Raw genomic sequence first — 6,333 nt, 5'->3', positions numbered from 1 at the left:
AACGGGTATTCGGTTTTTTGGCTTTCTCTGGGGTTTGGAGATGTGTTAAAGGGCCAGCTCCAGGGGCGTGTCCGGGTGCGGCAGGGCGAGGATGTCGAGGGCGAGCAGCGTCAGGACGCGGTCGTTGGCGGAGCCGCGGAGGTCGAGGGAGAGGATCTTCCCGGCCCGGTTGAGGCGCTGGGTGACCGTGTTGCGGTGGACGCCGAGGCCGCCCGCGGCTTCGGTGTGCTTGAAGCTGAGGGCCGTCGGCAGGGTCTCGAGGAGCAGCTTCCGCTCGTCGCCCCGGCCCGGGAAGTCGTCCAGGAGCGGGGACATCGGGGCCGCCGCCCAGGCCTTCGCCGCCCGTCTGGGCAGGAGGGGCGCGAACTTGGCCCTGGAGCCGCCCAGCAGGACGCGGTGCGGGGTGCCTGCCGCGTCGCCCACCGCCGTCAGGGCCTCCAGGTAGCCGACCGCGGTCTCGGCGAGCGGGTGCGGTCGGCTCTGGCCCATCAGGTGGCCCTCGCGGGCCGCGATCATCTCCTTGAGGACCGTCTCGACCCGGTCGCCCTCCCGGGCGGGGTCGAGGATGAGGATGTGCTTCGGCTTGCCCGGGCACGGGGACACGATGGCGTGCTCGGCCAGGGCCCGCTCGCACCAGGTGAGGGTGGCCTCGCGCTCCTGCGGTCCGGTGTCGACGACGTAGACGCGGGCGGCGTCGGTGTCCAGCAGGGCCTGTGCGGCGCCCGTGTAGACCACCTGCGCCAGAACCGTTTCTCCACGCATGAGCAGCTGGAACGCGGCATGCCGCACCGCCGGGGTCCGGGTCCTGGCCTGGTGCTCGCGGCGGGCCTGGTCGCACAGTCCGAGGAGCTTCGCCGCGTGCTGGATCAGGGCCGCGGCCGCACTGTCGAAGGGTTCGCGGGAGGCGATGGCCAGCCGGGCCTCGTCCTCGCCGCCCGAGGAGCCCTGGAACCCCTGGGACCCCTGGGACCCCTGGGAGCCCTGGGAGCCCTGGGAGCCCTGGGAGATCGACACGATGCGGGTGTGCATGGCGCCGGCGTGCGTGTCAGGTGCGCCGTGCGCGCCGGTGATGACGGCGTGGGCCAGGCCGGCGGGCGCGCTGTCGGGCGCCGCCGCGAGGACGCCGCGCCGGGCCGAGCTGACGAGGACCTCGGCGTGCAGGGCCACCGAGAGCCAGTCGGCGATGCGCCGTACGGCCGTGGGGTCGGCGAGGCGGGCCGGCAGCCGGCTGAGGAGGCCGTCGAGGTGCTGGACCTGGCGCTCCGCGAACTGGGCGCGCCGCAGCCGCAGATCCTCATTCACGTCGTCCCAGGCGGTGCTTTCGGCGGAGGTCGCCAGCAGGGGCAGTTCCAGGCGGTTCGCGGCGGCGAGGGTGGCGTCCGGGAGGGTGCGCAGGTCGTGGCCGGGGGTGCCGATCACCAGGCCGGCCGCCTTGCGGCGGTCCAGGTGCCGGATCAGGTGGTCGAGCGTGCGGACGTGGGCCGGGGTCGGCCGGGGCGTGTCCAGGGTGACCAGGAACAGCGTCCCGTCCTCGAACGGGGTGTCCGCGGAGAGGTCGCCGAGCGTGCGCGGAGCCTCGGTCAGCGGCCCGGCGACGACCTCGGTGACCCGGGTCGCGCCGTGGCGGGAGGCATGGCCGGGCTGGAGGAACCTCAGCCGCAACTGCCGCCGCTCGTTGATCAGATAGTCAAGGGTGGGCAACGCCGCCGTCCCTCCCCGGTCACGCACGTGGGTCCGCGGGACGCTCAACTCCACCTGCTGTGTTCGCTCTTGTCATATGTGGTGTGTTTTCGGCAGCGTAATGGACGGACGATCCGACCGGCAGATCATCATCATGGGCCACCCGCACTCCTTCCGCACGCTCACCCGAGCCCCTTCCGCGCACGTGCGAGGTGCGCGTCCCCGGCGGGGGACCTACCGTCGAAGACATGCCACTGCACCGATGGGACAGCGACGCCCGGCGGGACGCCGGGCACGACCGGAGCGACGGGCACCGGCTCGCCGTGAACCCCTTCTACGGCCAGGCCAACCCGGTGGGCGGTATGGCCGAGGCCCCGCCCAAGCACCGGCTGCCCGAGGCCCCGCTGGCCCCCTCGACGGCGTACCAGCTCGTCCACGACGAACTCATGCTGGACGGCAACTCGCGGCTGAACCTCGCCACCTTCGTCACCACGTGGATGGAGCCCGAGGCGGGCGTGCTGATGGGTGAGTGCCGGGACAAGAACATGATCGACAAGGACGAGTACCCGCGCACGGCCGAGCTGGAGCGGCGGTGTGTGTCGATGCTCGCCGATCTGTGGAACGCGCCGGATCCGAGCGCCGCCGTCGGCTGCTCGACCACCGGGTCCAGCGAGGCCTGCATGCTCGCCGGGATGGCCCTCAAGCGGCGGTGGGCGAAACGGAACGCCGACCGGTACCCGTCGGCGGATGCCCGGCCCAACCTGGTCATGGGGGTCAACGTCCAGGTCTGCTGGGACAAGTTCTGCACCTTCTGGGAGGTGGAGGCCCGGCAGGTGCCCATGGAGGGCGACCGGTTCCACCTCGATCCGGCGGCGGCCGCGGCGCTGTGCGACGAGAACACGATCGGGGTGGTGGGCGTCCTCGGCTCCACCTTCGACGGGTCGTACGAGCCGATCGCCGAGCTGTGCGCGGCACTCGACGACCTGCAGGAACGTACGGGTCTGGATGTGCCCGTGCATGTCGACGGCGCGTCGGGCGCCATGGTCGCGCCCTTCCTCGACGAGGAGTTGGTCTGGGACTTCAGGCTGCCGCGGGTGTCGTCCATCAACACCTCCGGGCACAAGTACGGGCTGGTGTACCCGGGCGTGGGCTGGGCGTTGTGGCGGTCCGCCGCCGAGCTGCCGGAGGAGCTGGTGTTCCGGGTGAACTACCTGGGCGGGGACATGCCCACGTTCGCGCTGAACTTCTCCCGGCCGGGGGCGCAGGTCGTGGCGCAGTACTACACGTTCCTGCGGCTCGGGCGGGAGGGGTACCGGGCCGTGCAGCGGTCGACGCGGGACGTGGCGACGGGGCTCGCGGAGGAGGTCGGGAAGCTCGGGGACTTCCGGCTGCTGACGCGGGGGGACGAGTTGCCGGTTTTCGCGTTCACGACGGAGGAGGGGGTCTCCTCGTACGACGTCTTCGACGTGGCTCGGCGGATGCGGGAGAGGGGGTGGCTGGTGCCCGCGTACACCTTTCCGGAGAACCGGGAGGATCTGTCCGTGCTGCGGGTGGTGTGCCGGAACGGGTTCACGTCCGATCTGGCGGGGCTGTTCCTGGAGGATCTGGGGCGGTTGTTGCCGGAGCTTCGGCGGCAGTCGGGGCCGGCGGTGCGGGACAAGGGGGCGGCTACCGGGTTCCATCACTAGTCAGGGGTGCGGCCAGGTTTTTTCGCCCCGCCGCCCCTACCCGTCCCATCCTCGGCAAGGGGCTGTGCCCCTTCGACCCCCAAGCGTCCGTCCGGTGGGGGCTGGTCGCGCAGTTCCCCGCGCCCCTGAAAAGGCAGGGGGCTGCGCCCCTGCCTTTTCGGCTCGGGCGGCTACTTGCTCAGGCGGGCGAATCTGCGTACCGCCAAGGGGAAGAAGATCGCCAGTAGCGCCAGGGGCCAGGCGATCGCTGTCCAGAGGTGGTCCGTCTCGGCGCCCGGGGTGCCGAAGAGGTGGCGTACGGCCGTCGCCGTGTGGGACATCGGGTTCCAGTCGACGACCGTGCCGAGCCAGCCGGGCATGGAGGCGGGGGTGGCGAGGGCGTTGGAGAGGAAGCCGACCGGCCAGACGAGGATCTGTACGGCGGTGAGGAGTTCGGGCCGGCCGGCCAGCATCGCGAGGTGGATGCCGATCCACAGCATCGCGAAGCGGAAGAGCAGGAGGAGGCCCACCGCGCCGAGGAAGGCCGCAGGGCCGCCGTGCGCGCGCCAGCCGAGCGCGAACGCGACGGCCATGAGGACGGCCAGGCCCACCGCCGACTGGAGCATGTCCGCGACCGAACGGCCCACCAGGACCGCCCCGTTGGTCATCGGCATCGAACGGAAGCGGTCGATCACCCCCTTGTTGAGGTCCTGGGTGACGGCGAGCATCGTGCCCTCCAGACCGAAGGCCATGGTGAGCGCGAGCATGCCGGGGACCAGGTAGTCGAGGTAGTCGCCGGTCACCCCACGGCCGCCGCCGATCAGATAGCCGAACATCAGCAGCAGCATCACGGGGAAGACCAGCCCGACCAGCATCTGCACCGGTTGCCGTGCCCAGTGGGCGAGTTCGCGGCGGGTCATGGTCCAGGAGTCGGTGAGCGCGTGCACGCCCGGACCCGGGTGCGTGGTCGTCGGTGTCGTCGTGGTCATGCGCGTACGGCCTCCTTCGTACGGCCGTCCCCGGTGAGGTGCAGGAACACCTCGTCCAGGGTCGGGCGGCGCAGGGCGATGTCCTCGGCCTCGATGCGGGCGTCGGCGAGGGCGCGTACGACCGTGGTCAGAGCCGTCATGCGGTCGGTGACCGGGGCGCTGAGGCGGCGGCGGTCGGTGTCGATCGAGACCTCCTCCGTGGGGACCGGCAACAGGGCTGCGGCGGCGCCCAGTTGACCGGCGTCGCGCAGGACGATGTCGATGCGGTCGCCGCCGGTCAGGCGCTTGAGCTCGTCCGCCGTGCCGTCGGCGACGACCCGGCCGCCGTCGACCACGGAGATCCGGTCGGCGAGCTGGTCGGCCTCCTCCAGGTACTGGGTGGTGAGCAGGACCGTCGTACCGCCGCCGACCAGGGAGCGGACGGAGTCCCAGACCTCGGTGCGGCCGCGCGGGTCGAGGCCGGTCGTCGGCTCGTCCAGGAAGAGCACCTCCGGTTCGGTGATGAGGGACGCCGCGAGGTCGAGGCGGCGCCGCATACCGCCGCTGTACTGCTTGACGGCCTTGCGGCCGGTGTCGCCGAGGCCGAACCGCTCCAGGAGTTCGCCGGCCCGCACGCGCGCGTGGCGGGCGCCCAGGTGGTACAGGCGGCCGAACATCTCCAGGTTCTGCCGGCCGCCGAGCTCCTCGTCGAGCGCGGCGTGCTGGCCGAGCAGGCCGATGCGGAAGCGCACCTCTCGGGCGTGCGCCACCACGTCGTGCCCCGCGACCTCGACCCGGCCCGCGTCCGGCCGCAGCAGGGTGGCCAGGATCCTGACCAGGGTCGTCTTGCCCGCGCCGTTGGGCCCGAGCATCCCGTGCACGGTGCCGCGCACCACGCGGAGATCCAGTCCGTCGAGGGCGACCTTGCCACCCGTGTCGCTCTTCCCGCTCTTGCCGCTCTTCCCGCCGCCGTAGACCTTGCGCACCCCTTCGACCGTGATCGCCGCGTCCGCCATCGGGGCCTTCCTCTCGGTCGCTGTCCGCTCCACCGCTCACCTCCACCACAGTAGTCAAACTTGACTACACCGACGAAGGTAAACCCTCGACGGCTCGTGGTCAAACTTGATTAGCGGTCGTCCCCCGGGTGCCGCTCACCGGTCGCGTACGGGTTGTCCTGGCCCTCCGCGAGGACGCCGACGAACGGCTCGCCCTCCCCCGCGAAGGTGTAGGCCCCGGCGCGGATGCGCTCGATGAGGCTGCGGGTCCACGCGGCGCCGCTGTCGGAGGAGTCGAGCCAGAAGTTCATGATCTCGCCGATGTGCCCGAACTGGGCCGGGCCCTTCTCGGGCGCGTAGTACTCGGTGATGCCCTCGCGCCAGGCGCCGATGGCCTTCACCCGCTCCTCCAGGAGGCCGAGCACCTCCGCCCGGCCGAGGTCGACCATGAACCCGAGCCCGGCCGAGAGCACGTCCGGCTTCTGGTGGTAGGCGGCGAGGGACTCCCGCAGCAGCCCGAAGAACTCCTCGGTGCCGGCCTCGGTGATCGTGTACTCCGTGCGGGGCGGCCCGCCGGCCGTGGAGGGGGCGATCTCGTGCGCGACCAGCAGTCCCTGTTTCGCCATCTGCTTCAGGGCGTGGTAGATCGAGCCGGGCTTGGCGTTGGACCACTCGTGCGCGCCCCAGTACTCCAGGTCGTTGCGCACCTGGTAGCCGTGGGCCCGCCCGTGCTGGCGCACGGCGCCGAGCACGAGAAGACGGATCGCTGACATGGGCCCAGCGTAGAACCAGGCGGGATCACCCCGGCTCGCACCCGGCTTCTCAGACCCCGGGCCCGCCTGACGCCGCTCGGTCCAAGGTTCCGGTGTCGGTCACACGCCTGTGCGGCCGACGTGTTCGATGTGGACTGTGAGCGCGTCGGGGTCGAGGCGGTACAGAACACGCCAAGGGCCGTGGTGCAGACGGCGATGCTCCGCGCCCCAGGCGCGTGAGCCCTCGGGGCGCTTCCCCCCCACCCCCACC

At 71.7% G+C, this 6,333-nt stretch carries 5 protein-coding genes; 1 reads left to right on the top strand and 4 read right to left on the bottom strand.

Annotated features, from left to right (window positions below; genetic code table 11):
* Positions 1-45: 45 nt before the first annotated feature.
* Entirely contained in the window at positions 46-1,701 is a 1,656-nt protein-coding gene (locus P1P70_RS38295) for a helix-turn-helix domain-containing protein (RefSeq protein ID WP_319246003.1), read from the bottom strand.
* Between the two features lie 227 nt (positions 1,702-1,928).
* Here P1P70_RS38295 and P1P70_RS38290 point away from each other — a divergent pair, with 227 nt between their 5' ends.
* Complete coding sequence (locus P1P70_RS38290) at positions 1,929-3,368, top strand: glutamate decarboxylase (RefSeq protein ID WP_319246001.1); 1,440 nt, start codon at positions 1,929-1,931, stop codon at positions 3,366-3,368.
* 170 nt (positions 3,369-3,538) lie between these two features.
* On the opposite strand, the gene P1P70_RS38285 is transcribed toward P1P70_RS38290, so the two are convergent.
* From P1P70_RS38285 to P1P70_RS38275, 3 genes are all read right to left on the bottom strand, one after another.
* Positions 3,539-4,336 carry an ABC transporter permease gene (locus P1P70_RS38285; protein WP_319246000.1) on the bottom strand — a complete coding sequence of 266 codons (798 nt, stop codon included), beginning with the start codon at positions 4,334-4,336 and terminating at the stop codon, positions 3,539-3,541.
* Positions 4,333-5,331 carry an ATP-binding cassette domain-containing protein gene (locus tag P1P70_RS38280; protein ID WP_319245998.1) on the bottom strand — a complete coding sequence of 333 codons (999 nt, stop codon included), beginning with the start codon at positions 5,329-5,331 and terminating at the stop codon, positions 4,333-4,335. The genes P1P70_RS38285 and P1P70_RS38280 overlap by 4 nt, the downstream gene beginning before the upstream one ends.
* A gap of 110 nt (positions 5,332-5,441) precedes the next feature.
* Positions 5,442-6,083, bottom strand: coding sequence for a PadR family transcriptional regulator (locus tag P1P70_RS38275; protein WP_319245996.1), 642 nt, complete (start codon positions 6,081-6,083; stop codon positions 5,442-5,444).
* Positions 6,084-6,333: the final 250 nt, after the last annotated feature.

Source organism: Streptomyces sp. MB09-02B (assembly GCF_033794485.1).
GTDB lineage: Bacteria > Actinomycetota > Actinomycetes > Streptomycetales > Streptomycetaceae > Streptomyces.
This window is presented reverse-complemented; position numbering and strand designations above follow the sequence as displayed.

Bases quoted from the DNA above. Each gene is read 5' to 3' on its own strand.
- P1P70_RS38275 (WP_319245996.1), bottom strand. From the start codon at position 6,083: ATGTCAGCGATCCGTCTTCTCGTGCTCGGCGCCGTGCGCCAGCACGGG.
- P1P70_RS38280 (WP_319245998.1), bottom strand. From the start codon at position 5,331: ATGGCGGACGCGGCGATCACGGTCGAAGGGGTGCGCAAGGTCTACGGC.
- P1P70_RS38285 (WP_319246000.1), bottom strand. From the start codon at position 4,336: ATGACCACGACGACACCGACGACCACGCACCCGGGTCCGGGCGTGCAC.
- P1P70_RS38290 (WP_319246001.1), top strand. From the start codon at position 1,929: ATGCCACTGCACCGATGGGACAGCGACGCCCGGCGGGACGCCGGGCAC.